We start from the raw sequence: 24,114 nt of genomic DNA on the forward strand, positions 1-24,114 counted from the left end.
GATTTACTGCCCTTCGACAATCTGTGGGCCGGCCGGCGCGGAAGCCCTGCCAAGGAAGCGGTCGCGGGTTTCCGACAAGATGCGCAGGCATTCGGCATCGCTCGTGGCAGCCTGCCCAAGCTGCTGGCACCGGCGCTGGCCGAGCCGGAGGGGATCCGCCGGCGATGCGACGGCGGCTGTGGATCGTGTCCACGGCGCGGGGGCCTCTCTCTTTCTGATCATCTCGGTCGCCGTCGCGGTGATCGCGATGGCGACAAAGACGACGGCGCCCAGACGGGCCAGCATCTTGCCGTCCATGGCCAGCGCCCTCAGTTGAACATCTTGGCGCTGCCGGCCTGATAGCCGGAGCCTGGCGTCAGGAAGCGCTGGCGCTGCACGCGCCCCTGTTCGGCCGTGGCGGCCCGTTCGGCTTCGGTGAGCGCGGTGGACCGTCCATTGGCGGCAAGCAGTGCCGTAAGATCGGAAAGCTGCTGCGACTGAAGGGCGAGGAGCTGGTTGCCTGCCTGCGCGACCTGAAGCGCGCCGGTCGCGCTCTGGCTCTGACCGACCAATTGCGACATCTCGGTGCGGTTGGTGTCGATATTGCCAACGACGGTGGCCTGCACGCGCATGGCGTCCTGAAGGCCGCCGACGCTGTTCTTCCAGCGCTCCTTTGCATCGGCGACGAGTTGCGCGTCGGTAGCCGAAAGCGAGACTTTGGCGTATTTCGACTGAAACGCCTGATCGATCTGACCGACGTCGAACGCGATGTTCTGCGCCTGGGACAGAAGCTGCTGCGTGCGCTGAACGGACTGCTGGATCTGCTGGAGAGACGAGTACGGCAGACTGGCGAGATTGCGTGCCTGGTTGATCAGCATCTGCGCTTCGTTTTGCAGGCTGGTGATCTGGTTGTTGATCTGCTCCAGGGCACGCGCGGCGGACAGGAGATTCTGCGAATAGTTCGTCGGGTCGTAGACGATCCAGGCGGCGGACGCCGGCGGCGCCAGAACGATCGAGACCGGGCCTGAGAAGGTGAGAATGGATGCGGCAAGCAGTGCCGTGCGGAAAGGGCGAGTCTTCATGATTGAGCCTCCTTGTCGGGCTGTGGGATGAGATTGGTGAGGTCAGGAATGAGGTCGGCTGCCCAATCGACGCCGCGCAGGCGCAGCCAGGCGGAAAGGAAGCCGTCCCGGCCGTGCTCAGCGAAGACGCGGCCGATGGCAGACTGGTCGGATTTCGAGGAGGCGGCCGTCAGCGCCAGCCCCACTTCGGACAGGCCCAGATCGAACAGGCGGTTCCCCCTGCGGCTTTGGCAGTAGTAGTCCTTTTTCGGCGTAGCCCGCGCGAGGATCTCGATCTGGCGCGCGTTCAACCCAAATCGCTGATAGATCGCGGTGATCTGCGGTTCGACGGCGCGCTCATTCGGAAGAAGCAGGCGCGTCGGGCAACTTTCGATGATCGCGGGGGCGATCGCCGAATTGTCGATGTCGGACAGCGACTGCGTGGCGAAGATCACGCTGGCGTTCTTCTTGCGCAGGGTTTTCAACCATTCCCGCAACTGCCCGGAAAAGGCTTCATCATCGAGCGCCAGCCAGCCCTCATCGATGATGAGCAAGGTGGGCGAGCCGTCGAGCCGGTCGCCGATGCGGTGGAACAGATAGGACAGGACGGCCGGAGCGGCGCCGGTCCCGACCAGCCCCTCGATCTCGAAGGCCTGAACCGACGCGCTGCCGAGGTGCTCGGTTTCGGCGTCGAGCAGCCGGCCATAGGGACCGCCGACGCAATACGGCCTGAGCGCCTGCTTGAGGTCGTTCGATTGCAGCAGCACCGTCAGGCCGGTGATGGTGCGTTCCTCGACAGGCGCCGAAGCGAGAGAAGTCAGCGCCGTCCAGATATGCTCCTTGACATCGGGCGTGATCGCGATGCTCTCGCGCGTCAGGATGGCAACGATCCAGTCGGCCGCCCAGGCACGTTCCGGCACATCATGGATGAGCGCAAGCGGCTGGAGCGAGACGGAAAATGCATCGCCTTCGGTCAGATCACCGCCCAGATCATGCCAGTCGCCACCCATGGCGAGGGCGGCGGCCCGGATCGAGCCCCCGAAATCGAAGGCGAAGACCTGAGCTTGGGCGTAGCGGCGGAACTGGAGCGCCATACAGGCGAGCAACACGCTCTTGCCCGAGCCGGTCGGCCCGACGACGAGCGTATGCCCGACATCGCCGACGTGAATGGATAGCCGGAACGGGGTGCTTCCCTCGGTCTTGCCAACGAGCAAGGGGGCGCTACCCAGGTGGTCATCCCGTTCCGGCCCCGCCCACACGGCACTGAGGGGAATCATGTGGGCGAGATTGAGCGTCGAGATCGGAGGCTGGCGCACGTTGGCGTAAACATGCCCCGGCAGCGAGCCAAGCCAGGCATCGACGGCATTGATGGATTCCGGCATCGCCGTGAAGTCGCGGCCCTGGACGACTTTTTCGACAAGCCGGAGCTTTTCGTCGGCAAGGCGGGGATCGGCGTCCCATACGGCGATAGTCGCCGTGACATAGGCCATGCCGGCATAGTCGGCGCCGAGTTCCTGAAGCGCGATATCCGCATCGGTCGCCTTGTTCGCGGCATCGGTATCGACGAGGACCGAAGCCTCGTTGGTCATCACTTCTTTTAAAATGGCGGCGATCGACTTGCGTTTCGCAAACCACTGGCGGCGGATGCGGGTGAGCAGCCTTATGGCGTCTGTCTTGTCCAGCAGGATCGCGCGCGTCGACCAGCGATAGGGAAAGGCGAGCCTGTTCAGTTCGTCGAGAATTCCGGGCGTGGTCGCGGTCGGGAAACCGACGATGGTGAGGATGCGCAGATGAGCGTCGCCAAGGCGCGGCTCCAGCCCGCCGGTCAGAGACTGATCGGCCAGCAGCGCGTCCAGGTACATCGGCGTTTCGGGAACGCGGACACGGTGCCGTTTGGTCGAAACGGTCGAGTGCAGGTAGGTCAGCATCTCGGCATCATCGAGCCACTGGCATTCGGGCATAAAGCCGTCGAGCAACGCCAGCACGCGATCGGTACGATCGACGAAGCCGCGCAGGATCTCGTTCGGATCGACGCCGGATCGTTCGCGCCCCTCATAGAGCCAGGCCTCGGCGCGTGCCGCATCTTCGGCAGGCGAGAGATAGGTGAAGGTGAGGAAGTAACCGGAAATAAAATGGCTCCCCTGCTCCTCGAAGTCCGCCTTGCGCTCGGCGTCAAGCAGGGCCGAGGCCGGATCGGGAAAGCGGTCGTCGGGATAGGTCGCGGCCTCCCGTCGCTGCGCTTCCACGAAGATCGCCCAGCCGGAGCCGAGACGCCGGAAGGCATTGTTCAGCCGGGCGGCGACGGCGACCAGTTCGGCAGCAACAGAGGATTCCAGATCCGGACCGCGAAATTGTGCGGTCCTTTGCAGCGATCCGTCCTTGTTCAGAACGACACCTTCTCCGACAAGCGCGGCCCAGGGCAGGAAGTCCGCGAGGCGACTGGCGGTGCGGCGGTATTCGGCAAGGTTCATCATGTCCGCCCTCACACCGACAGATGACCAGGGATGCGCAGATGCCTGCGGCCCACCTCGACAAACAGGGGATCGCGCTTCGCGGCCCAAACGGCGACGAAGTGGCCGATGGCCCAGATGGCGAGGCCGACCAGCCAGAGACGGAGGCCGAGGCCGACGGCTCCAGCGAGCGTCCCGTTCATGATGGCGATGCCTCTCGGAGCGCCGCCGAGCAGGATGTGCTCGGTCAGCGCCTGATGTACGGGGACGGTGAAACCCGGCAGGTCGTTGGCGTGTTCCAGAATACCCGCCATCAGACGAGCGCTCCGCCGCCGAACGAGAAGAAGCTGAGGAAGAAGGAACTGGCCGCGAAGGCGATCGACAGGCCGAAGACGATCTGGATCAGCCTCCTGAAGCCGCCGCTCGTATCGCCGAACGCCAGTGCCAGGCCGGTCGCAATGATGATGATGACGGCGACGATCTTGGCGACCGGCCCTTCGATAGATTCGAGGATCGACTGAAGCGGCGCCTCCCACGGCATGGAAGACCCGGAAGCATGAGCCGGCACGGCCGCCATCACAATGATCGTGGCGACGGCCGTCGGGCTCTTGAGGTGGCGACGCAAGCCGTGCAGAGACGGCGTGTGAGCTCTCGCCTCAACCGGCACTATGGGCAGGATGATGGGCGGCCTGAAAAGCTGCCGCAGAACAGGCGGGACACGGAGGGGCATGACTATTCTCCTTTCGGGAGCGGTTGGCGGACAGGGGAAGGTTGAGCGGGGGCGACACGGTAGTCGCCGTCAGGACCGAGCCCATCGACACGAGCGAGTTCAGAGAGCCGGCGCGCGGAGCCGCGGCCGGAAAGAACAGCCACGATGTCGATGGTCTCGGCGATCAGTGCCTTGGGGACGGTCACGACAGCTTCTTGAATGAGCTGCTCGAGCCGGCGAAGCGCACCGATGCTGGTACCGGCGTGGATTGTGCCGATGCCGCCGGGATGCCCCGTTCCCCAAAGTTTCAGGAGATCGAGGGCTTCCGGGCCTCGTACCTCGCCGACGATGATGCGATCGGGCCGGAAGCGCATGGCCGAGCGCGCCAGATCGGTGAGATTGGCGATGAAGTCTTTGGTGCGCATCGGCACCTTGTTCTCGGACTGGCTTTGGAGCTCGCGCGTGTCCTCGATGATCAGAAGCCGGTCCGGCGCCTTCGCGACTTCGGCCAGCAGCGCATTAGTGAGCGTCGTCTTACCGGTGCCCGTGCCGCCGGCGACCAGCACATTGGCATGCGAGGCGACGGCCTGGCGCAACAATGCCGCCTGATCGGCGGTCATGGTTCCTGCCGAAACATAGTCGTCGAGGGTGAACACCGAGATCGCCGGCTTGCGGATGGCGAAGGCCGGACCTGTGACGATCGGAGGCAGGAGACCTTCGAAGCGTTCGCCGCTGTCGGGCAATTCGGCCGAAACACGCGGAGCGCCGGAATGAACTTCCGCGCCAACATGGTGAGCGACCAGACGGATGATGCGTTCGCCATCCGCGGGCAAGATGCGCTCGCCGCTGTCGGACATGCCCTCAGAGAGACGGTCGATCCACAACCGCCCATCGGGATTGAGCATTACCTCGACAACGCCGGGATCTTCCAGAAAGCGGGCGATGGCAGCACCCAGCGCAGTGCGCAGCATCCGTGCGCCACGCGCAAAGCCTTCCGAATTTCGATGCGAGACTGCCATCCGATCCCCGTTTCTCGCCGGGGAAATCAGACGGTCCCCGGACGGGGATGATTAAAAGAGCCGGAAGTTCATGCGATTCAACAAGGAATTGACGTCGTAGTAGTGTAGCGTGCAAATACAGGAAAACGGCGATGGAGCTGTCTTCTTGAACCCACTCAGGCGACTACTATTCGCGGTATGTGCCCGCGTGTGACGAGACCTGTCCATCGGATGAGTCGGTGATGTCCTCGGAGATTTCCTGCCGCAGTTTTGGGCCTTGAGCGAGCCGGCGGCCGAGCGCCGCGACGAACGCCTCATAGCGCTCGCCGGCCTTGGCCCGCGCCGCCTGTGCGGCCGGTTCGGGCAAGGCTGGCGTGGTCGTAAGCCAGAAACGGACGAATACGGCCAGCGTTTCGACCGAGATGCCAAGATCGCGCTCCAGCCGCGTCATGCGGCGGTCGATCTGATCGAGGCGCTTGGCAATCAGTGCCTCCCGCCGTTCGACGTCGTCCGGCGACAGAAACGAGGCGACGGCCGCCTCCACGATCAAAGACATCGGCTGCTCCCGGCGAGCCGCATAATCCGAGAGGATCGTCATGACGCCCGGTTCGAGATAGACGGAGATCTGCGCTTTCTTCTTTCGGCCGGTCATGGTGCTCACAGCTCCATCCCGTCATTCGGATCAAGCGAGACCTGCCGTGCCACGCCTTGCATGAGACGGGTCATCCGACGGCTCCGGGTGGCTTCCTCCTCCATCTCGTCTGGGGGATCGATCTCGAACTCGTTCTCGATGGGCTCCCTCTTCTCGACGGGTTTCACGCGGCTCAATTCTGGCTGCCGGCGGCGCTCGGATTCGGTCGGATCCTCATCCTCCTCGGCGGAGCCCGCCACAGCTTCGTCAAACGGGGCACGGGTCGGGATCGGCAGGCGGCTCCAGTCGTCCGGATGCGGCTCGCTGGTGCGGACCAGTTTCGGCGGCGGCAATATGCGCTCCTGAAACCTGACATCCTCGAAGTATCGCGCCTTCTTCGCCCGGATCGGCGGTGTTCCCGCGACCATGACGATTTCGTCAGCCGGCGGAAGCTGCATGATCTCGCCAGGCGTAAGCAGCGGCCGCGCGGTTTCCGAGCGCGAGACCATCAAATGCCCGAGCCAAGGCGACAGCCGATGCCCGGCATAGTTCTTCATCGCCTTCGTCTCGGTGGCGGTGCCGAGCGCGTCACTCACCCTCTTCGCGGTCCTCTCGTCATTTGTGGCGAACGACACCCTCACGTGGCAGTTGTCGAGGATCGAATTGTTCGGCCCATAGGCTTTCTCGATCTGGTTCAGCGACTGGGCGATCAGGAATGATTTGAGGCCATAGCCCGCCATGAAGGCCAAGGCGCTCTCGAAGAAATCCAGCCTGCCCAATGCAGGAAACTCGTCCAGCATCAGCAGCAGCCGGTGGCGCCCGCCCTTCGCCTGCAGATCCTCGGTCAGGCGGCGGCCGATCTGGTTGAGGATCAAGCGGATCAGCGGCTTGGTGCGATTGATGTCGGACGGCGGAACTACGAGGTAGAGCGTCGTCGGGCGTTTGCCGCCGACGATATCGGTAATGCGCCAGTCGCAGCGCCGCGTCACCTCGGCGACGACAGGATCGCGGTACAGGCCCAGAAACGACATGGCCGTCGAAAGCACGCCCGATCGCTCGTTGTCGGATTTGTTCAGCAGCTCACGCGCCGCCGACGCGATGACCGGGTGCGGACCTGCTTCACCCAGATGCGCCGTCTTCATCATGGCGGCGAGCGTCGATTCGATCGGCCGCTTCGGATCGGACAAAAATGCAGCGACTCCGGCCAGCGTCTTGTCCTTCTCGGCATAAAGGACATGCAGGATCGCTCCCACCAGCAGCGCGTGGCTGGTCTTCTCCCAATGGTTCCTTTTGTCCAGCGACCCTTCCGGGTCGACCAGGATGTCGGCAATGTTCTGGACGTCGCGGACCTCCCATTCTCCCCGCCGCACCTCTAGCAGCGGATTGTAGGCGGCCGACTTCGCATTGGTCGGGTCGAACAACAGAACGCGGCCGTGCCGGGATCGGAAGCCGGCGGTGAGTGTCCAGTTTTCGCCCTTGATATCGTGGACGATGGCCGAACCCGGCCAGGTGAGCAGCGAAGGCACGACTAGGCCGATGCCCTTGCCCGATCTGGTGGGCGCAAAACACAAGACGTGCTCCGGCCCGTCATGCCGCAGATAGACTCGGTCGAGCCTGCCGAGAACAACGCCGTCCTGGTCGAGCAGACCGGCGGCCTTCACCTCCTTCACCTCGGCCCAGCGCGCCGAGCCATAGGTGGCGAGGTTCTTAGCCTCCCGCGCCCGCCAGACCGACATGCCGATCGCAACTGCGATTGCGATGAAGCCGCCGGACGCCGCGATCATACCGCCTTCGACGAAGATCGGCGGCGCATAGGCATCGTAGAAATACCACCACCAGAAAAAGGCTGGCGGGTGATAGACTGGACAGTCGGCGATCTGGAACCATGGATGGCCGAGCTGCGGCTGGAAGCCAAGGCGCCAGGCCGTCCACTGTGTCGCGCCCCAGGTCGTCATCAGCACGATCAGAAGGACCGTGAGGATATGGTCCCAGAGGATTTTCGTCGCCGACATGGCCATTCCTTCGATGGATGGTGTCCGTCAATCCGGCTTCTGAGCCACAAAAGGCAAGCAATTTCAAATGATGGTACAAGCGCTGGATAAAAATACAGGTAAACGGCAGGTTCAGCGCCCCACGTATCGCCCCGATTGGTCGTAGTTCGGCGAACCATGTTGGCCAAAGGCGTTCCACATGAGATCGAACAAGGGCTTGAGCGAAGTTGACGGCTCCTTCGCGGCCCGGGCGACATCAAGTGTCAGCTCCGGCAGAATAATCCGGTCGGCTCTGTGCGGATAAGCAATTCCACCGCGCCTTTCGTTGATCGGAGCCGATACACCGCGTACACCAAGCAAGCTTAGCAGCACCGCATAGGGCGCAGGTAGGGATCGTCTTTTGTATTCGCCGAAAATCTGGCGGAGGCCAGAGATTACATCTTCCTCGACGCCTGTCAGGGAGACGTTGCGCTTGCCGTCCTTCCCGCCGATGTGTATCTTTGCCACCGCCTCCGCGACGCCATTGCGAAAGAGCGTCGAAAATGCGCGGACGGTTTCAAATCGCTCCTCGGGTCGGGAGTAACTGACCAGGCCGTCAAGTGAGTACATCGGATTTGCACCGCTTGCTCAAAGAGGCCGTGGCCACATGGTCCCACCCCGTTCATCGAAGGACAGCTGGATGCCATCCGTGAAAGATGCCCGTGGCACGACCTGCAGGATCAGCCGTCCGTCACCTTCCTTACCAACTGCAAGAGGTCCCTCGTTGTTCGTCAGGACTTCAAGCCGCTCGGCGCGGAAACGTCTGATCCTCTCTTCAACCTCGGAAGCAAACAGGAAAGCTCTGCGCAATTCCTCTACAGACATCGGATGTTTTCCATTTTCGTCGCGGATATAGAAACGATAGTCCTTTGCGACGCTCACGCGATGAGGCGCGCTCCAGCTCCGCGCGATTTTGATTACCAGAACACCGCGGTCGGCAGCGACTGCGACCCACTTTACCCTAACCTCAATGAGCAGTGGTTCAAACGATGCACGGATGGACTCGTTGACGGCACGAACCAGCCCGTCGGCATCCTGTGCTTCCACCCCGCAGACGTTCGAAGCGATCCCGTTCCGCTCGTCGATACCGATGAGCAGGTATCCGCCGAGTGCATTGGCCATCGCCGAGACATCTGCGGCAAACTCGCGCCTGTCTTCATCCTTACGCCCATAGTGATCGCGCTTGAACTCAAGTTGGCGACCTTCAGGAATTCCCTCATCGACGAGAGCCTGGAGATCGGTCAAAGAAATTTCATCGAATTCTTTCGTAAACATCGAATCGCTCTTGGGATTTGATGTTCAGACTGTCGTATTTGAGATCCCCCAACAAGAACGCGTTATTGGATTTACAATCCCAATCCCCGCTTTCGGCCAAAGCTCCAGTCAATGCCGCTGTCGTTGCGGGTGACACCCGAGACGTGGCGGCCAAGTTGCTTTTCCAGAGATGGCGACCACGGTACGAGCTGGAAGCCGAGACCGTCATCGATCATTGCAAAGCGGCCGGAGGCGAGCGCGAAGCGTTGGCGATAGGTGCCGGCGACATATTCGCCACTGCCAGCACGGTTAAACGGCTGGCCAGTTTCGGCGGCGAGCTTCTCACCGAGCGCGTCCAGCTCGCGGCGGCGCAGCGTGTCGATCAGCCTGCGGGCGAACACCATGCTGCGTCCCTGCCGCTCGGCCAGGCCCTGCTCGACAAGATAGTCAGCGCGCCGCTCCATGGCCCGTTGCACCTCGTCGCCGAAGCCACCATCGGACAGGGAGAGCGGCTCCCTCGCGACTGCCTGCCGGTCGAGCCAGGTCGCGCCCGACGCGGAGACCTGTCGCTCGATGTCGAGATCGGAGCGAACGGCGAGTGCGACGCGACGCTCACCGCGCGCGTCATCGAACTTGCGCAGTTCAACGATCGAGCCGGGAGCGCTGTCGCCAGCGGCATCGAGGTCGGGCAGCTTGATATGGTGGGTGCGGCCATCCACGCCGTCGACGACGGCATAGGCCGAGCCCTTCAGTTCGTCGTCGAGACCGCGATCGACCAGGCGGCCGATGATCGGCTCATCGAGGCTTTCACCGGCCAGCACATAGTTGGCCGAGCCGCGTTCGATGCCGCGGTCCGTCAGCGCCCTGTGCATCCGCTTGATGATATCGCCGCGCTCGCCAACGTCTCGCAGCACCGCCTCGGCTTCCGGTTTGATGAACCATTGTGAATGGCCTACCTGTCCGGCCAGCCCAAGGACTTCCAGCCTGCGCAGCCGTCCGACCTTCAGGGCATGGAACTCGTCGGGCTGGCGATCGGATCGCGGCGCGAGATCGATGATGCCGGCTACTCGTGCATCCCGGACAAGCTGCCGGTCGAGCTGGGTCCAGCGCTCCGATTCAATCTGGCGCTCCAAAGTGCGGCGGATGTCGAGGTCGGTGCGCGGTCCCAGCTCCTTGGTGATGAGATCCCGCGCCCGGTCACGCATGCCTTCCTTGATGTAGTCGCGCGAAATGATGAGATCCTGGCCATCGTCACGGACACCGCGCACGATCAGGTGGACGTGGGGATGCTCGGTGTTCCAGTGATCGACAGCCACCCAGTCGAGCCGGCTGCCGAGATCCTTCTCAATCTGCCCAACGATGTCGCGGGTAAAGGATTTGAGATCGGTCATTTCCACGGCGTCGTCCGGCGAGACAATGAACCGAAAATGATGCCGGTCGTCCTGGCATCGTTCGGCGAAGACACCAGCGTCAGCATTCTCCGTGTCCGGCCCGAACAGCCGAGCTTTCTCCCCGTCACGGGTCACGCCTTCGCGGCGCAGATAATTGAGATGGGTGCCGAGTGGAGCTGAGCGTACCGAATGGCGCACGACGCGCGCTTTGACGACGGCGCCACGCGAACGAGACGAGATCAGCCGATTGGCCTGAATGCTGGCGCGCTGGCCGTGACCGAAGCGCGAACGATTGCCGGAGACGACGCGGCCGGAGCGCGACACGCCGCCGCCGGCCTTCTTCGCCGCAGCAAGCGCCTGCGAAATGAAGGGCCGCGCCGATTGCGCCCGGCTGGACCGGATACGCCCCGGACGGACGCGGAACTCATGCTCATCCGCCATGGCGCAGCTCTGTAATGTTCAAAAAATCTTGCAGAGGCAGGGTGTTGGGCCATTGAGGAACATTGCGGCAAAGCTGGGAAATGTTCGCAACAGGCCAGAAAACCACGCAAAAACAACCATCCGGCCGCCGCGCAATGTGCGCCCTTTTATCCTGCCCTCCTTCGGTCGTGATGCCCCGCCCACCCCTCAGCGCCCGCCATGCTGCGCCAGAGCCCGACAGGTTACGCACGGGAGGCGAGGCCATCATGGGATCGGCCTTTTGTCAGATGGCGCAGCAAACAGCCCAATTGACTGCGGCACAATGGCTGAGAGATCGCGCATCTTGGAGAGGGCCGGAGCGCCGTCTGACAAACGGCCTGTCTGGAGAAACGTGGGACCAGAACCATCGCCTAGCTGTCGGATAAATAGCGACGAGCGGCGCAAGTCCGGTGCATCAGCTGCCGCTGCGATCGTGGTTCTTACATTCACGGTTCCATCGATGATCGGGCCTAATGCGGCGAGATAGGCGCGTGTTTCGGCTGGCAGCGGACGGCCGGCAAGCGAGGCTTCATAGCGCTTGGGGCCGGCATTATAGGCGGCAAGAAAGCCCGGCGATCCATATCGATTGCGCAGCTCGCCGAGATAGGCCGTCGCCGCCAGGATGTTGTCACGCGGATCAAAGGGATCTCTTCCGAGACCATAGCGGGCTCGCAATTCGGCCCAGGTTTTGGGCATGATCTGCATCAAACCGATCGCTCCGACGGACGAAATCGCACGCGGATTGTCCGCGCTTTCGATGCGCATCACCGCCCTGATCCAGTGAACGGGAATTCCAAAGCGCAGCGATGCTTCGGCGATATGCGCCGCGTAAGGGTCGTTCCGCGCCGTCGATGCGGTCACCGCACATGCTGCGGCCGACAGACCGGAAAGGAGAAGAAGGGCAAAACGCCAGGATGGGCTGCGCATGGGATCAGTTGCCTCCGCTGCGCTTGTGGCGCCGGCTCCAATGCAGGGACCAACAAGCGCCGCTGTCATCATCGCGAAACAGGGTGGCACGAATGGGCTGCGGCAGCATGGGATCGTCGATGAGAAGAGCAATATATTCGCCGGCCCGTTCACCCGTGCGGTTCCAGCCCACACCGATCGCCGGTCCGTCTTCCCCCTGATGGACGCGATAGTCCGGCACATTTTCGACGTCGGAAGGCTCAATCCGAACGATAGTAATGTCCCGATTCAGCGTGAAGGTGTGGATGCGGCCGGCAAAGCCTGTCGCATCGCGTGAAAACGTGCCGATCTGTGGCATGGATGCCTCCTTATGGACGATGAGAGGAAAGTTTGACGCGTGCAACATCGGTCGATGGATCGGCAATCGGACTGCCGCCGTGTAGCAGAGCAAAGCGACTGTTGCCGTTCTCGTCGGTGTAGATCGGAGTCGCTCGGCCGATCACGGTTTGCGCCGCGACGGGTCCAAAGTAGCGACCGTCGAAGCTATCCCGGACGCCACGATTCATCAGGAACAGCTCACCGTTGGCAATGCGGCGGCAGCCCTGCCAGACCGGCAGTTGGCGGCCGCGCCGATCACTGTCCAACGCCGCACCAAACGGCGTGCCGTCGACCATGATGGCAGTTCCGACCCGGCAGACCTGCTGACCCGGCACAGCCGCTACGGGTTTCAGCAATGGAACGCCGCGTCCGATGTAACCGTGTTGCACCATGAAGTCCGCGACTGGAGCTGGTGGCATCACCGCAACTAGATCTCCGACAGCGAATCGCTGATCTGGCATGATGCGATAAAGGCCGATGGGAACGCTCGCGGAAGCATTCCAGATGAACAAGGTCGAGCTTCGAGGATGCAGGCAAGCCGCAGCACCGATCGCCGCACAAGAGACGAGCATGAAAGGGGCAAAGCGGGTCATTCTTCGATCTCCCGTCTCTTCAGCCAGGCCTTATGGCGAGCGGTTGTATAAGCAGATGGCTCCTCATGAGTGAGTAATCGGTTGGCGACGTGGCGCCAGTGATCGGGTGCGACATCACAGGCATCAATGCCGGTCGCCTCGATTGAATCGATATGACGCAGTACGCGTTCGACCCTGGGCCAGCCCTCGATCTTCAGGTGAATGTCGCCGCCGGGACGCACAAACGGCAACGTCTGGTATGGCTCGCCCGGTACGACTGCGCGAACAATGTCGATGCGCGAGACAACGGTGCCAAAATCGTTGGCACCCCAGCGCACGAAGGCAAAGATGCTGTTCGGCGAAAACGCAAGGACGGATCGGCTGCGGTCGAGCACCCGTTCATGAACCTCGCGACCGAACCTGATCCAATATTCAATCTTCTTGGCAACCCAGATCAGCTCGACATGGGTGAGATTATCCGCATTGTTGACGGACGGCGCGGCGCGTTCGGCCATATGGAACCTCCATCGGTTTGGGATGAACGGGACAAGGGGCCGGTGGCATCGAACTGGCGGCACATAAGCCGTTGGGCCGCTGTGGTAGAATACCAGGCTTGGCTCCATCAGATGCCGCCGATCACGGTGGTTGACCGTGGCCTGTCGGCAGAGCTGTCGTTGAGATTGCGTCAGCGCCGTTGCGCCGACACCGCTCTTCCGCTCGAGTTGCGCCGCTCTCATCGCACACCCTCAGGCCGGCCATCGAGAGGAAGCTGCGGTGCTTCGATCGTATCGGAAGCCGACACCATGTCCTTGCGGAGGAGTGTCGCCTTTTCAGCCTTTCGCGACGTTGAGCCAGGACGGTCACGCCGTCCCACGGCGATGGCTTTGCCATTGTACGTGCGGGCTTCAAAGTTAGAATCTTGGTTAGAGTCTATGTTAGAAGCGCGAATTCGCTTTCGGGACCCGTGCGTTAGGCCGTCTTTCGGTTCCCGATAGCACGTGAGCCGGGTTCCCGATGGCACGAGGGCCTGGGTTCCCGATAGCACGAGGCCATCCACAGATTGTCCACAGGCGGCGAGCGGCTCGAAGGCGAGCAGGATCCGTCCGCCGAACTCCACCTCAACAAACAACGTGTAGCCCGGCAGAGGCTGGCGGCGGATCGTGTCGCGAAGCTCGAAGGCGAAGCGCTTGAAAGGCGAGAGGCTTCCGGACTTCTGATAGAGATGACGGAAATCGAAACGCCAGCCGTCCCGCTGGCGGCCACCATGCTTGCGCACCAGCCGATAGAGCCAGCGGTCAAGACCGCCGGTCAGATCGAAATAGGCTCGATCGATGGTCAAGATAAGGGCGTCATCGAGGACGGCGCGATAGAACCAGTCTGGCACGATCAGTTCGATGCCATCTGCCTTGCCATTGCGGTCGGTGCGCTCCTGCCACTCGTTGATCCAGGAGAAACGATGACGCCGGCGTTCGACCGGCTGGCGGATTGACGTGGAGACCGTGGTCGATTGCAACCGGTCGAGCGCGGCCTTAAGGCGTTGGTAGTCGCGCAGGGACGTGCCACGACCGACAAAGTTGAGGATTTCGTAAGGCGTTGCCGCCATCAACCGCGAAGTGCGAAGGCCGGCGTCTCGCGCTTCGACGATCTGGCTTGCCACCCAGATCAGGATGTCGGCGTCCCATATCGTCGCCATGCCGTGATCCGGCACGGCTTCGACACGGATCGTGATATTGCCGACGCTATAGTCGATCGGCTTGACGCGATGCGTCTTCGATAGGGAGAAGAATGGATAGGCCATCAGATCCTGCGTGTCTCGCACCGCGAAATCGCCGGGCAAGGCTCGAACGAGTTCGAGTTGTCCACGCTGGAATTCGGATAAGGGCCGAGTCAGTTCTACCATTGAAAGACACCTTTGATCAGCGGGAATAGCGGCCAGGCGTCGCGGCCATGGCTGTGGTCTGGCGCTTGGCCGGCAGCACACCGCCACGCGGATCAGAGGTCGAGACGACGGCTCCTCGAGCGGCCCAGGCTTGAAGTTCCTCGACAGAATAGACAACGCGGCCACCCAGTTTGCGGTAGGCAGGTCCGGTTCCATAGGTGCGATGTTTTTCGAGGGTACGGGCGGACAGGCTGAGAAACTCGGCAGCTTCCTTGGTGCGCAGGAAGCGTGGCGGCAGAACGGCGAGATCAGGTCGCATGATCGTGTCTCCTTGATTCTAAGAGTGAGCGCCGGCTTTAAGCGGCGGTTGGCGATCACTGTGGGGGAGAACTGGCTTCGCCGGGAATGGGGAAGTTGGCCAAGGCAAAATCGCCACCCCGCCCAGACTGATCATCTAGGCCCTGCGTCGATGCCTCAGAAGCTTGAGGTAGCCACCGCCGATCAGAGCTGTCCCTCCTTCAACGAGCGAAATGGCAGCGTCGCGCAACGCCGATGTCTTCCAAGGGTCAGAGGCGACGCGCTCGCGTCCATAAAGAGCAATCGCGATGTCGCGATAGCTGGCACCATTCGCACGCCCATCGGCGGCCCGCATCATCAGGCGCAGGCGCCACCGCTGTTGCACCGTCATACGTGTGTCTGGAGGCATCGGTCCTCCTTGCAGGGCGCGCCAAAAACGGCTCAGCGCTTCAAGGCGGCCAAGAATGTCGGTATCCAAGGGTATCAAAGCCGCTAGGGGTTTGTTTTCAACCTTGTCTGCAAGAAAAAGAAGCTGCGTGGCCCCATCGCCCGGATGAATGGTATGGACGCCCTCATCGCTGTGGCGACTAACCGGAGACCTCACTCCTTCCGTTGTCGAGGCAGACGGCAAGAATTCGGGCGATTGGGTGAGAATGAGGACGGCCGGATCAGCCAGGGGAGACCAGAGCACCTCTTGTGCGAGCGCCGACAAATCGGGTCGTGCCGGGAAATCGCAACCCCCAGCGACGCTGGACATCCGGCGAGAACGAGACCGACTCCTGCTTCGTCCTCACGAGCGTGCGATAATGCTGCTGATAGGGTTCGTGACGCCGAAGGCACTCCCAGGCCAAGCCTTCGATCGGCAGCGTATCGAAGAAGTCATAAGCATCGCTATCGTGCCAGCGCGACGTATCTGGCTTCATCACTCAACTCCTTGCAGACGCAACATAAGTCGAGCCAAATTGATTCCGGCGATCTGGTCATGTGAGAAGGTCGTTGTCGCGCATCGAGTGATGCGGAAAAAGCATCACCCGCTTGCGGGCGGATCATTGGAACCGGGCGTGGGTTTGCGCAAAAGGTGCCTATAACCAGCGTGGCTCATCCAACGCGCGCGTACCAGATGACTGTCGTGAACACGCCGGGCGCGTTTCGCCTCCAGATGGGGATCGATGCCGAACAACACTTGTACGGCCTCACGCCAATCCACGCCATCGGCGGCGGCATCGAGCAGACGCATATAAAGTTTCATATGCTTCAGATCGTAGTCCGTGAGTTGATCACCTACGGGGGCAATATCTTCAAACGGTTCAATCACAGCCTTGCCCAATACCTTCGTCAGAGCGGTCAGAAGCGTGGATTATAGCAAACTGTCCAATTGGACGGAGGCTGAACTGGTGCATCGGGCGATGCAAATTTGGCATCACGCTCTGAAGATGACGACGAACATGAGTTCCGACACTGGAATTGGTCGTCTCGTCAAATAGTCGAACTATTCGCACGCCGATGAGAGGGTTCCAGGGGCCTCGACTTGTTAAGCCGAGGCCTCTGTCAGGACTTTAATCGCCGCGCCGTCCGGTGGGGCGGGACCAGATCAGCGAGAAGGTGTCGCCTTCCTCGTCGTCGAAGAGGTTGGCGTAAATCGGGGCGTTGAAGCTCGGATCGTCGAGCTTGAGGCCCAGATAATCGCGACCTTCGCCCGACCGCTTCGTCCAGGCGGCGCCGATCTCGGCGCGGCCAACCAGGACCCGGTGGCTGGGCGCGTTCTCGCCGGTGGCGCGCTGGTCGGGGACGATGCGGACGCTCTTGGCCTGGACGCTGAGAGTGACGATTTCGCCGGTGAACTCGTTGTCGCCGGTTTTCTTGAAGGTGCCGATGGTCGCCATTGTAAGTCTCCGTTTTCCGTTCCCGAGCCCGCACCATTACGGCCTCGATGGCGATCGGCAGGCCGGAGGCGATCGACGGCGCACCCCTAAGGGGCCTGACAGCCAAGGAGGGCTTTCTTGTCTCGAGAGGAATGACGGCGCAGCCGGTGGGGGAAGAAAGTTTGACGCGGCTGTTGCGCACAGGCGATCGAGGCGCAGCCGGCCTTCGGCCAGATCAGGCCATTGAAGAGGCCGTTTGGAGCGGTCGAGATGCGGTCAGATAACAGAGAAGATGGCGACCATCCCGCATCGGCAAACCGGCGTCATGACATGCTCACCGGCTTCGTCTGCTTCCGCCATGCCGACGCTGTCGCATCCTGGCCTTCCGCCGCCACCACGGAGATCGCTGCGCCGGATGTTCGGTCGCCGCCGAGACAGCCTTCGCCCGGCGGTGCTCCAACGCGGACTGCCTTTGCGGCCCAGGCGTCTATCGGCACCGCGCACGTCCATCGCTCCGACTTGAGACGACGAGGGATATCGCGCCCACGCCTGCCCTGGTCCTCCTTGGGTTCACGAAGGTTACGCCCGCGCAAGATCCCGGCCGGACGGGGCCGGGGCTGACGCCATTCCGGCGACCCGCACGAAGGCGGTGATCCCGACCGCCACCGCGCCGGTGACGGAGAAAGCGATCTGCCATGCGTCCGACGGCATGCGGTGCTTCACGATGCCATGCGTTGCATGGAAGCCGGCGATCGCCGCCGGCGCGACGAAAGCAGCCGCCACGACCAGCTTCAGCCACACGGGCCGGACAAAGGTGATGAGCAGATGCCCTGCCGCGAGCGTGATGGCGGCCGCAGCGGCGCCGATCACGACAGCGCCGGGTATGCCGGCTCCGGTGCCGTGTGCCCAGGCGCCCCGCCGTCACGCCGACAAATGCCGGCAGCGCGAAGTCGGCCAGGGTGAACAGCAGCCGGCAAAGCGGGCCGATCGCTGCGAGGGATGCAAGTATTGCGAGGATGATCAGGTGGTGGGTCCCGTAAGGACAAGGTCTGACAGTCGCGCCTTCCACCACGACCGCGGCGCAGCTGAAGTATAGCGTAAGAGAGAGAGCGCCGGGAGCGGATTTCCGCTCCCGCGACCGGGTTGCCCCGGTCAAGGGGCGAAAGGATCGTTCTCATGGACGATGGCGGCGGTGTCGCCGTCATATTCGCTGGCGGGCGTGACCGACAGCGTGCCGTCGCCGGCCTGGAAGATGACAATGGCCGCCATCAGCGTGGTGGCGAGGCTGAAGGCGAAGGCATGGGCGTCGTTGAGGGACATTGATCCGGCTCCTGGTTTGAGCGGAGGATCCCCCCCGCTGACAGGCGCCCGATGTGCCGGACTGAGCGCTGCAATCACCGCGCAGGCGAAGCCGTAGCGGCGGCATGCTCGCATAGCCGACCCTTTAGGGATTGATGGTCTCAGGCGATCAGTCTGACCAAGGATCAGCGCAGAAAAGCGGGGGTGCGTCGGCCGGTCCTAAATGGTAGTCGATGAATATCTCAACAGCCCAGGTGCCAAGACTTCAGCCGGACGTCTCGCGCAGCAGAGACGACAATATCGGCAGGGGAATTGTGGCGAGTGGATTTCATGTGCCTGACGGCAACGAGGCGCTGCGGGCCGACATTCCCGCAATCGTTGAACTGATCGAGCCAACCGCGCGATGGGTTCATCCGGACACGTTTCGCGCGCTGCCGGTGTGGGCGCCGCACACGGCGCGAGGTCGCCCGCTCTACGATGCCGGCTGGTCTCGTCGATATACCAACACGCGGAAGGCGACGGGCGTAACTGCCGAGAAGTTCGAGGGTAATGTGGCGGCGCTCAATGCCCTTGTGGCTGCGCTCGACGTGGCGGCCCCCAAGCCTAAGAATTGGACCGTCTGTCATATCTGGGGCTACGACGATCCGTCGTTCGCCCAGCGCAGCAATGTCGTGCAGGATCCTCGCTATTTCTCGTACGTCGCGAACATGGTGTGGTTGCCCACCTCGCTGAAGGGCTTCACTGATGCGCTTCCCGAGATCAAGGCGATGCTACGGGTCTGCTCGTTTCATCTCTATGGATGGGCGTGCCAGCACGAGTCCGTGCAGTCGCAGGCCGAACAGGTTCGATCAGGTTGGACGCCGTCCGATTACCCCAAGAGCTGGCCGAGCCCGGATCGCGCGAGCATCCTGCCGCCCGGCACTGCACCGTTCACGCCGCGCATTGAGAGGGAAATCGCGAAGCGGAAGTCGAAGATCCGTTCCGATTTGGCCAATGCCAAGTATCTGCACTATCCGAAGGCTGAGGTTGAAGAAGTGCTGAGGTTCTGGAAGATCGATTTAAGCTAGGCGGTGCTCACGCGCCACCGAACTTCCAGACCGGGATGCCGAGCTTCCTGGCCTTGTCGGCGAGGTTGTCGTGGATGCCGGTGCCCGGGAAGTACATCACGCCCTTGGACACGATCTCCAGCATCTGGTCGTTGCGCTTGAACGGCGCTGCCCGGCCGTGCTTGGTCCAGTCGGGCGCGAAGCCGATCTGCGGAACGTTGCGATTCTTTGCCCAGAGCGAGGCGATCTTCTCGGCGCCCCTCGGCGATTTGCCGTGGATCAACACCATGTCGGGATGCTTCTCGTGGACCTGATCGAGCTTGGCCCAGATCAGCCGGTGGTCATCGAAGTCGAGCCCGCCGGTGACGACGATCTTCGGGCCCGGCGGCAGGAGTACCACCTGGTCTGCGCGCTTCTTCGCCATCAGGAAGTCGCGGCTGTCGATCATCGCCGAGGTGAGATTGCGATGGTTGACCTTCGATCCGCTGCGCGGAAGCCAAGTCTTGCCGACGTGGCGCTCATAGTGTTCCGCGGCTTGGCCGCGCATTAGCTCGAAGGCGTTCTGGCGCTCGATCAGCGTCATGCCCTCGGCGATCAAGCGCTCCAGTTCGACGTATTTCACCTCGTTTCCGTCCTGTTCGCGCTGCGCCCGCTTCTGGGCCTGCTCGTTGCCGTCCAGGTCCCGGCCGATCCGGTCGGTGGCGCGGTGGAAGACGTTGACGGTCGACCAGAGGAGATCGTCGAGGTCGGGTTCGAGGCGCATTTCCTCCAGGGTGCTGATCAGGGCGTCGAAGATGTCGGCGACGGCACTCAGGACCTGGTTGCCGTCGGGCAGAAGCCGCTGGTTGGGCTCGTCGGCGAAGGGGCGGTAGCCGTGGAGCTGGAGTTCATTGAGGACATGGTCGGTGGGTGAGGATTCTTGGGTAGCGTCGTAGTTGTCGTGATCGCGCATGGGATGCTCCGTCGGTTGGACCGCGACCGTCGCGGCCTTCTTGGGCAAACCAAGCCCACGGGCCGGACGGCCGGGCACCCGGAGCGCGCGCGGAGGGCTCGATTGCCAAGGCCGGCTATTTTGTCTCGCGATGGAAAGCGGCCTTCAGGCCGCGCCGGAAAATAGTCGGCAGCCGCCATTGCCCGGCTGGCCGGCTTGTGGGCCGATCGCCCTCTCGAAGGCTGAGGCGCGGTTCCCCTCCGATGGATTGACGCATCCGCCGAGCATGGCGGCGATCCGCAGTCCCCTTCTCCTGCCGGCTAAGCCACGAACGCAATGAAGCGGCCCACATCCTGCGGCGCGACCTGCAACCGGGCTTCCATACGCAGTGCGTTAGTGCCGAGGGTGCGGAGATCCTCGTTGAAGTCGCCAAGCTCTGGCGAGATGACAATCGCCTCGATCCCGGCCGCGTTCGCTCGTTCGATGGGGCTGTCGCGCGCTCCGTCACCGGCCGGATCGTTGTCGCGGACGATGTAGAACCGCCGCAGCGTGTTGGGGAACAGGACGGCAGCGAGATGGGTCGCCGAGAGCGACGCCAGCATCGGCATGTCGGGAAGGACCTGCCGGAGAGACAGAACGGTCTCGATGCCTTCGCCGGCCGCCATCACATCGCTTGCCGTTCCGAAGCGCACAGCGTTGCCCAGAAGATCGCCCATCGCCCGCCGTGGCGTGTCGATCGGCGCTTTATCGCGTCGGCGTGGATCGAGCCAGGTGCGACGCGCCCCGGCGATCTTGCCGTCGAGATCGGTGACGGCTGCGATCATCGCCGGCCAGGTTTCGGTCGGGGAATGCTCGTCCTGTCTATAATAGCAGCGCGGGTGGAAATGCAGGTTTCCGGTTCCGCGTAAATCCGTAATGTCGCGTTCGTGCAAATACGCCTGCACGAGCGTGCCGTGGATCGGCTGCGACATGCGAACCAACCGCCGGGCCACCTCGGGCGAACCGTGCGGCGCCGGGCTCTGACGCTGTGGCTCACGCGATTCCGGCTCGGGTGGTGGCATGCTGAGAAACCTCCGGGCCTCCTCAGTGACGTCCTTGAAGTCGATGAGGCCGCAGCTTTCGCGGATGACGTCGAGGAGATCGCCATGCTCGCCTGTCGCCGCGTCGGTCCATTTGCCGGCTGGGCCTTTGGGCGTGTCCTTGAGCCGGACATACATCGAGCGGCCGGGCGTGTTGCGCGCGTCGCCCACCAGCCAGTAGCCGCCTTCGCGGCGGCCGATTGAGAGGTAGTGTCGGCACACCGCCTCGGCTTGATCGGCGAGACGGCGGCCCAAATCACGCGGGACTTCCGCCATGTTGACCTCCTTCAAACAAAAGGCCCGCCGTTGACGGGTTATTCGGCGGCAATCGCGTGGGAAACGTGGTCGGCCAATTCATTCTCGTCCGACGTCATCTGATCGCCCATAGCCGTTTCGCCGCCTTCGACGGTCGTTTGTTCCCCGCCGGCGCCGGTCGGTACGGCATCGGCCGATCTGTTGCCTGATGTGCGCAGTGGCTCAGGCAGCCAACCAGTGTCGGCCAGCAGCGTCTCCGCCTCGGTCGCCATGTCGCCCTTCTTCAGATGCTCGATCCGATCGGGAGCGCGCTGACCCTTCGCTTGAGCCACTGCCTGCAGGATACGTGCCTTGGTGACGCGGCCGATGAAGTTGTCCACTGTCGGTCTCCACCCGACAGCCGCCATGTCGAGATCGACTAGCTGGGCGCGAGCCGTTCGGCATGGGCGAATGCCCGTGGCCGCCGGTTCCATGGCTCGTACGCGGCGTTGACCGAGAGGCTGACGATGTGGGCGAACAGGCAGGCTTGGCTGTTGCCATCCATGCCTGCAGCGCATCACCGAGCTCGACTGACTCCTTGGGAAGCACCTTCCCCCAGCTTTCGTGCCGCGCACGGATCGCCTCGGCCGAGGCGCTGTCGTTCAGCCCCGGCGCCTGCGTGCCGAAGCTGACGCTCTTCACATCGAGTTCGAGGCAGCTATCCGAGCCATAGTGGTAGAAGGTCTTGAGCGTCAGGACGTGCAAGGCCGCGACAAAAGCGACGTCCGGCCGTTCGCCGAGTGCGTGGCGCAGACCCAGCGTTCGGTGCGAGGTCAACTCCGTCATGAGCCGATCGGAGATGGGCGATAGGGCGTCGTCCTCCTCCGGCTGGGTCTCAGGCCCCGCCATCGCTCCGGCGTCGCCGCCCTCGTAGCCCGCGGCCAGCGCGCGGTCATCCTCGCCGGCTGGGGGCAGCTCCGACTCAGGCTCGGTCACCCGCTCGTCTTCGGGCCGGACATAGCCGCGCTCGACGCGCAGCTGGCCATCGGCGCCAATGCTGACAAAGGCGGCGGCGCGGGCGACCTCGACGGTGTCGAACAATAGCGGTCGCTCATCGAGACTTTCGATTGCGGCTTGCAGCTCCGAAAGGCGCTCGTCCACCTCATCCGGCAGTTCGTCGACATCCTGATATTCGTCAGACAACCGGTTCAGTTCGGCCTGGAGCGCGTTGCGGCTTGCTTCCTCCTCCGCGGTCCGCGCAGCGGTCTCGCCACGAAGCTGGCGCATACCGAAGGCATGGTCGTAGGCGAAATCGGGCGCGACCTCGATCCACTTCCAGCCTTCGGCGGCGATAGTCTCGGATTCTCCCTTCAATTTTCCGGCGACCATCTGGTTGACGAGCGGGACATCCTGCAGCCAGCCGCCATCGTCACCCTGGAACAGGTCGCGCAGTATCGTACCGCCCGCCGCAACATAGTTTTCGACACCGATGAACTGCGCCCGTTTGTCCGAGGCCCGAACGGCGCCCTCGGTGAGCATGCGGCGGATGACATATGGTTGCTTGTCGTAGGAGGCTTTCAGGCGCTCGAATACCTGCTCCTGACGCTCATGGTCGGTCGAAACGGTGAAGGCCATGAGCTGGTCGAGCGTCATGCCATCCTCGGCATAGGCGTCGAGCAAGGTCGGCGAGATGGATACCAGTTTCAGGCGCTGCTTCACCACGTTGACCGAGACGAAGAATGCGGCAGCGATCTCCTCCTCGGACTGCCCTTTTTCGCGCAGTGCCAAGAAGGCCCGGACCTGGTCGAGCGGATGAAGCGGCGCGCGCTGGACATTCTCGGCGAGCGAGTCCTCCTCGGCGATACCGTTGTCGCGAACGACGCAGGGCACGGGCGCGGTCTTGGCGAGACGCTTCTGCTTCACGAGCAGCTCCAGCGCCCGGTAACGCCGGCCGCCGGCTGGGATCTCGAACATGCCGGCCTTCACGGGCCGGACATTCGATTGGCTGAGCAAGAGCTTGTTGAAAGGAATGTCGCGCGAGGGTGAAAGGGTGATCTTCTGAACTGCAGTCGTCATGGGATGATACTCCGCTACGGGTGGCCGAAAGCCTCTGTCCCGACCTCCAACCCGTCACGAAATGCGGCGCCGCCCTCTCACTCTGGAAGGCAGCGCCGCAGGACGGACGATCAGGAAGAACTGAAAGGCATGAAATCGCATCCCTGGGTTCAAACCGCTCGGTCGAGCAGCTTCTTGGCCCGCGCCTCCAGGTCGAGCCGGGCGTCCTGCTGAGTCTTGTCGCGCGCAACAGCGGTGATGCCTTGTACGAAGTCGAAGACGCTCTCAGGTTCGCGCCCTTCCTCTGCCAATACGGTTTCGATGATCTTCGTCGTCTCTGTCCTGGAGAAGCCGCGCTTGCGCAGGAAATCGCGGCGGTCCTCGTCGGAACGGGCGACGATCTTCTCCCGCGCCGCCTTGGTGCCGTTGACGAAGGGGAGCGGCGAGGAGTTCGCGAAGCGGGTCAGGGCCGGCGCCGCCTCGTGGGCGAAGCGCGAAGCGGCGTATTTCGAGTGGCGGATCGTGATCTCCTGGAAGTCCTCGACACCGTCGGGTAGGGGCGAGGGTTCCCGATGGGATTGACCTCTACCCCTCCCACGGAACCGGACGTGATA

25 protein-coding genes and 3 pseudogenes are annotated in these 24,114 nt (G+C 62.8%); 1 reads left to right on the forward strand and 27 read right to left on the reverse strand.

Annotated features, from left to right (window positions below):
- Positions 1 to 3: 3 nt before the first annotated feature.
- The 23 genes and pseudogenes from trbK-alt to ACIQJ2_RS01690 form a co-directional block, all read right to left on the reverse strand.
- Complete coding sequence (trbK-alt, locus tag ACIQJ2_RS01580; protein WP_400666284.1) at positions 4 to 297, reverse strand: putative entry exclusion protein TrbK-alt; 294 nt, start codon at positions 295 to 297, stop codon at positions 4 to 6.
- A gap of 11 nt (positions 298 to 308) precedes the next feature.
- The gene (gene trbJ / locus ACIQJ2_RS01585; protein WP_400666283.1) at positions 309 to 1,061 is read right to left on the reverse strand and encodes a P-type conjugative transfer protein TrbJ; all 753 of its coding nucleotides are present in this window, start codon (positions 1,059 to 1,061) and stop codon (positions 309 to 311) included.
- Positions 1,058 to 3,514, reverse strand: coding sequence for a conjugal transfer protein TrbE (gene trbE / locus ACIQJ2_RS01590; RefSeq protein WP_400666281.1), 2,457 nt, complete (start codon positions 3,512 to 3,514; stop codon positions 1,058 to 1,060). The genes trbJ and trbE overlap by 4 nt, the downstream gene beginning before the upstream one ends.
- Positions 3,515 to 3,522: 8 nt before the next feature.
- Positions 3,523 to 3,804 (reverse strand): VirB3 family type IV secretion system protein, encoded by a 282-nt coding sequence (locus tag ACIQJ2_RS01595; protein WP_400666279.1) that lies wholly within the window; start codon positions 3,802 to 3,804, stop codon positions 3,523 to 3,525.
- Complete coding sequence (locus ACIQJ2_RS01600; protein ID WP_400666277.1) at positions 3,804 to 4,220, reverse strand: TrbC/VirB2 family protein; 417 nt, start codon at positions 4,218 to 4,220, stop codon at positions 3,804 to 3,806. The genes ACIQJ2_RS01595 and ACIQJ2_RS01600 overlap by 1 nt, the downstream gene beginning before the upstream one ends.
- 2 nt (positions 4,221 to 4,222) lie before the next feature.
- Positions 4,223 to 5,218 carry a P-type conjugative transfer ATPase TrbB gene (trbB, locus tag ACIQJ2_RS01605; protein WP_400666275.1) on the reverse strand — a complete coding sequence of 332 codons (996 nt, stop codon included), beginning with the start codon at positions 5,216 to 5,218 and terminating at the stop codon, positions 4,223 to 4,225.
- Between the two features lie 166 nt (positions 5,219 to 5,384).
- Positions 5,385 to 5,849, reverse strand: coding sequence for a CopG family transcriptional regulator (locus ACIQJ2_RS01610; protein WP_400666826.1), 465 nt, complete (start codon positions 5,847 to 5,849; stop codon positions 5,385 to 5,387).
- 5 nt (positions 5,850 to 5,854) lie between these two features.
- Positions 5,855 to 7,840, reverse strand: coding sequence for a conjugal transfer protein TraG (locus ACIQJ2_RS01615; RefSeq protein WP_400666273.1), 1,986 nt, complete (start codon positions 7,838 to 7,840; stop codon positions 5,855 to 5,857).
- 111 nt (positions 7,841 to 7,951) lie between these two features.
- A complete protein-coding gene (locus ACIQJ2_RS01620; protein WP_400666271.1) occupies positions 7,952 to 8,428 on the reverse strand; it encodes a hypothetical protein in 477 nt (158 codons plus the stop codon).
- 18 nt (positions 8,429 to 8,446) lie between these two features.
- The gene (locus ACIQJ2_RS01625) at positions 8,447 to 9,133 is read right to left on the reverse strand and encodes a helix-turn-helix domain-containing protein (protein WP_400666269.1); all 687 of its coding nucleotides are present in this window, start codon (positions 9,131 to 9,133) and stop codon (positions 8,447 to 8,449) included.
- A 71-nt stretch (positions 9,134 to 9,204) separates the two neighbouring features.
- Positions 9,205 to 10,944, reverse strand: coding sequence for a relaxase/mobilization nuclease domain-containing protein (locus ACIQJ2_RS01630; protein ID WP_400666267.1), 1,740 nt, complete (start codon positions 10,942 to 10,944; stop codon positions 9,205 to 9,207).
- A gap of 243 nt (positions 10,945 to 11,187) precedes the next feature.
- A complete protein-coding gene (locus ACIQJ2_RS01635) occupies positions 11,188 to 11,889 on the reverse strand; it encodes a lytic transglycosylase domain-containing protein (protein WP_400666265.1) in 702 nt (233 codons plus the stop codon).
- 4 nt (positions 11,890 to 11,893) lie between these two features.
- Positions 11,894 to 12,226 carry a DUF736 domain-containing protein gene (locus tag ACIQJ2_RS01640; RefSeq protein ID WP_400666263.1) on the reverse strand — a complete coding sequence of 111 codons (333 nt, stop codon included), beginning with the start codon at positions 12,224 to 12,226 and terminating at the stop codon, positions 11,894 to 11,896.
- Between the two features lie 10 nt (positions 12,227 to 12,236).
- Positions 12,237 to 12,839: a S26 family signal peptidase gene (locus ACIQJ2_RS01645; protein ID WP_400666261.1), complete on the reverse strand. Its 603-nt coding sequence runs from the start codon at positions 12,837 to 12,839 to the stop codon at positions 12,237 to 12,239.
- Positions 12,836 to 13,333 carry a DUF2840 domain-containing protein gene (locus ACIQJ2_RS01650; RefSeq protein ID WP_400666259.1) on the reverse strand — a complete coding sequence of 166 codons (498 nt, stop codon included), beginning with the start codon at positions 13,331 to 13,333 and terminating at the stop codon, positions 12,836 to 12,838. The genes ACIQJ2_RS01645 and ACIQJ2_RS01650 overlap by 4 nt, the downstream gene beginning before the upstream one ends.
- 218 nt (positions 13,334 to 13,551) lie before the next feature.
- A complete protein-coding gene (locus ACIQJ2_RS01655) occupies positions 13,552 to 14,718 on the reverse strand; it encodes a replication initiator protein A (protein ID WP_400666257.1) in 1,167 nt (388 codons plus the stop codon).
- A gap of 16 nt (positions 14,719 to 14,734) precedes the next feature.
- Positions 14,735 to 15,016 carry a helix-turn-helix transcriptional regulator gene (locus tag ACIQJ2_RS01660; RefSeq protein WP_400666254.1) on the reverse strand — a complete coding sequence of 94 codons (282 nt, stop codon included), beginning with the start codon at positions 15,014 to 15,016 and terminating at the stop codon, positions 14,735 to 14,737.
- 135 nt (positions 15,017 to 15,151) lie between these two features.
- Entirely contained in the window at positions 15,152 to 15,751 is a 600-nt protein-coding gene (locus ACIQJ2_RS01665) for a DUF2285 domain-containing protein (RefSeq protein WP_400666252.1), read from the reverse strand.
- Positions 15,663 to 15,917, reverse strand: a complete 255-nt coding sequence (locus ACIQJ2_RS01670) for a transcriptional regulator domain-containing protein (protein WP_400666250.1) — start codon at positions 15,915 to 15,917, stop codon at positions 15,663 to 15,665. The genes ACIQJ2_RS01665 and ACIQJ2_RS01670 overlap by 89 nt, the downstream gene beginning before the upstream one ends.
- A gap of 104 nt (positions 15,918 to 16,021) precedes the next feature.
- On the reverse strand, positions 16,022 to 16,309 hold the full coding sequence (locus tag ACIQJ2_RS01675; RefSeq protein ID WP_400666824.1) for a DNA -binding domain-containing protein: 288 nt from the start codon (positions 16,307 to 16,309) through the stop codon (positions 16,022 to 16,024).
- 241 nt (positions 16,310 to 16,550) lie between these two features.
- Entirely contained in the window at positions 16,551 to 16,877 is a 327-nt protein-coding gene (locus tag ACIQJ2_RS01680) for a DUF736 domain-containing protein (RefSeq protein WP_400666248.1), read from the reverse strand.
- 558 nt (positions 16,878 to 17,435) lie between these two features.
- Positions 17,436 to 17,880 (reverse strand): annotated as a pseudogene (locus ACIQJ2_RS01685) (hypothetical protein).
- A gap of 128 nt (positions 17,881 to 18,008) precedes the next feature.
- A complete protein-coding gene (locus ACIQJ2_RS01690) occupies positions 18,009 to 18,176 on the reverse strand; it encodes a hypothetical protein (RefSeq protein WP_400666247.1) in 168 nt (55 codons plus the stop codon).
- A gap of 311 nt (positions 18,177 to 18,487) precedes the next feature.
- Here ACIQJ2_RS01690 and ACIQJ2_RS01695 point away from each other — a divergent pair, with 311 nt between their 5' ends.
- The gene (locus ACIQJ2_RS01695) at positions 18,488 to 19,222 is read left to right on the forward strand and encodes a hypothetical protein (protein ID WP_400666245.1); all 735 of its coding nucleotides are present in this window, start codon (positions 18,488 to 18,490) and stop codon (positions 19,220 to 19,222) included.
- A gap of 7 nt (positions 19,223 to 19,229) precedes the next feature.
- On the opposite strand, the gene ACIQJ2_RS01700 is transcribed toward ACIQJ2_RS01695, so the two are convergent.
- The 4 genes and pseudogenes from ACIQJ2_RS01700 to ACIQJ2_RS01715 all read right to left on the reverse strand — a co-directional run.
- Positions 19,230 to 20,153, reverse strand: coding sequence for a DUF2493 domain-containing protein (locus ACIQJ2_RS01700; protein ID WP_400666243.1), 924 nt, complete (start codon positions 20,151 to 20,153; stop codon positions 19,230 to 19,232).
- Between the two features lie 299 nt (positions 20,154 to 20,452).
- A complete protein-coding gene (locus ACIQJ2_RS01705) occupies positions 20,453 to 21,487 on the reverse strand; it encodes a toprim domain-containing protein (protein ID WP_400666241.1) in 1,035 nt (344 codons plus the stop codon).
- Between the two features lie 38 nt (positions 21,488 to 21,525).
- Positions 21,526 to 23,521, reverse strand: a pseudogene (locus ACIQJ2_RS01710) (ParB/RepB/Spo0J family partition protein).
- Between the two features lie 149 nt (positions 23,522 to 23,670).
- Positions 23,671 to 24,048: pseudogene (locus ACIQJ2_RS01715) on the reverse strand (hypothetical protein); the annotation flags it as partial.
- Positions 24,049 to 24,114: the final 66 nt, after the last annotated feature.

It is taken from the genome of Rhizobium sp. NPDC092011 (assembly GCF_044756305.1).
Taxonomy (GTDB): Bacteria; Pseudomonadota; Alphaproteobacteria; order Rhizobiales; family Rhizobiaceae; genus Rhizobium.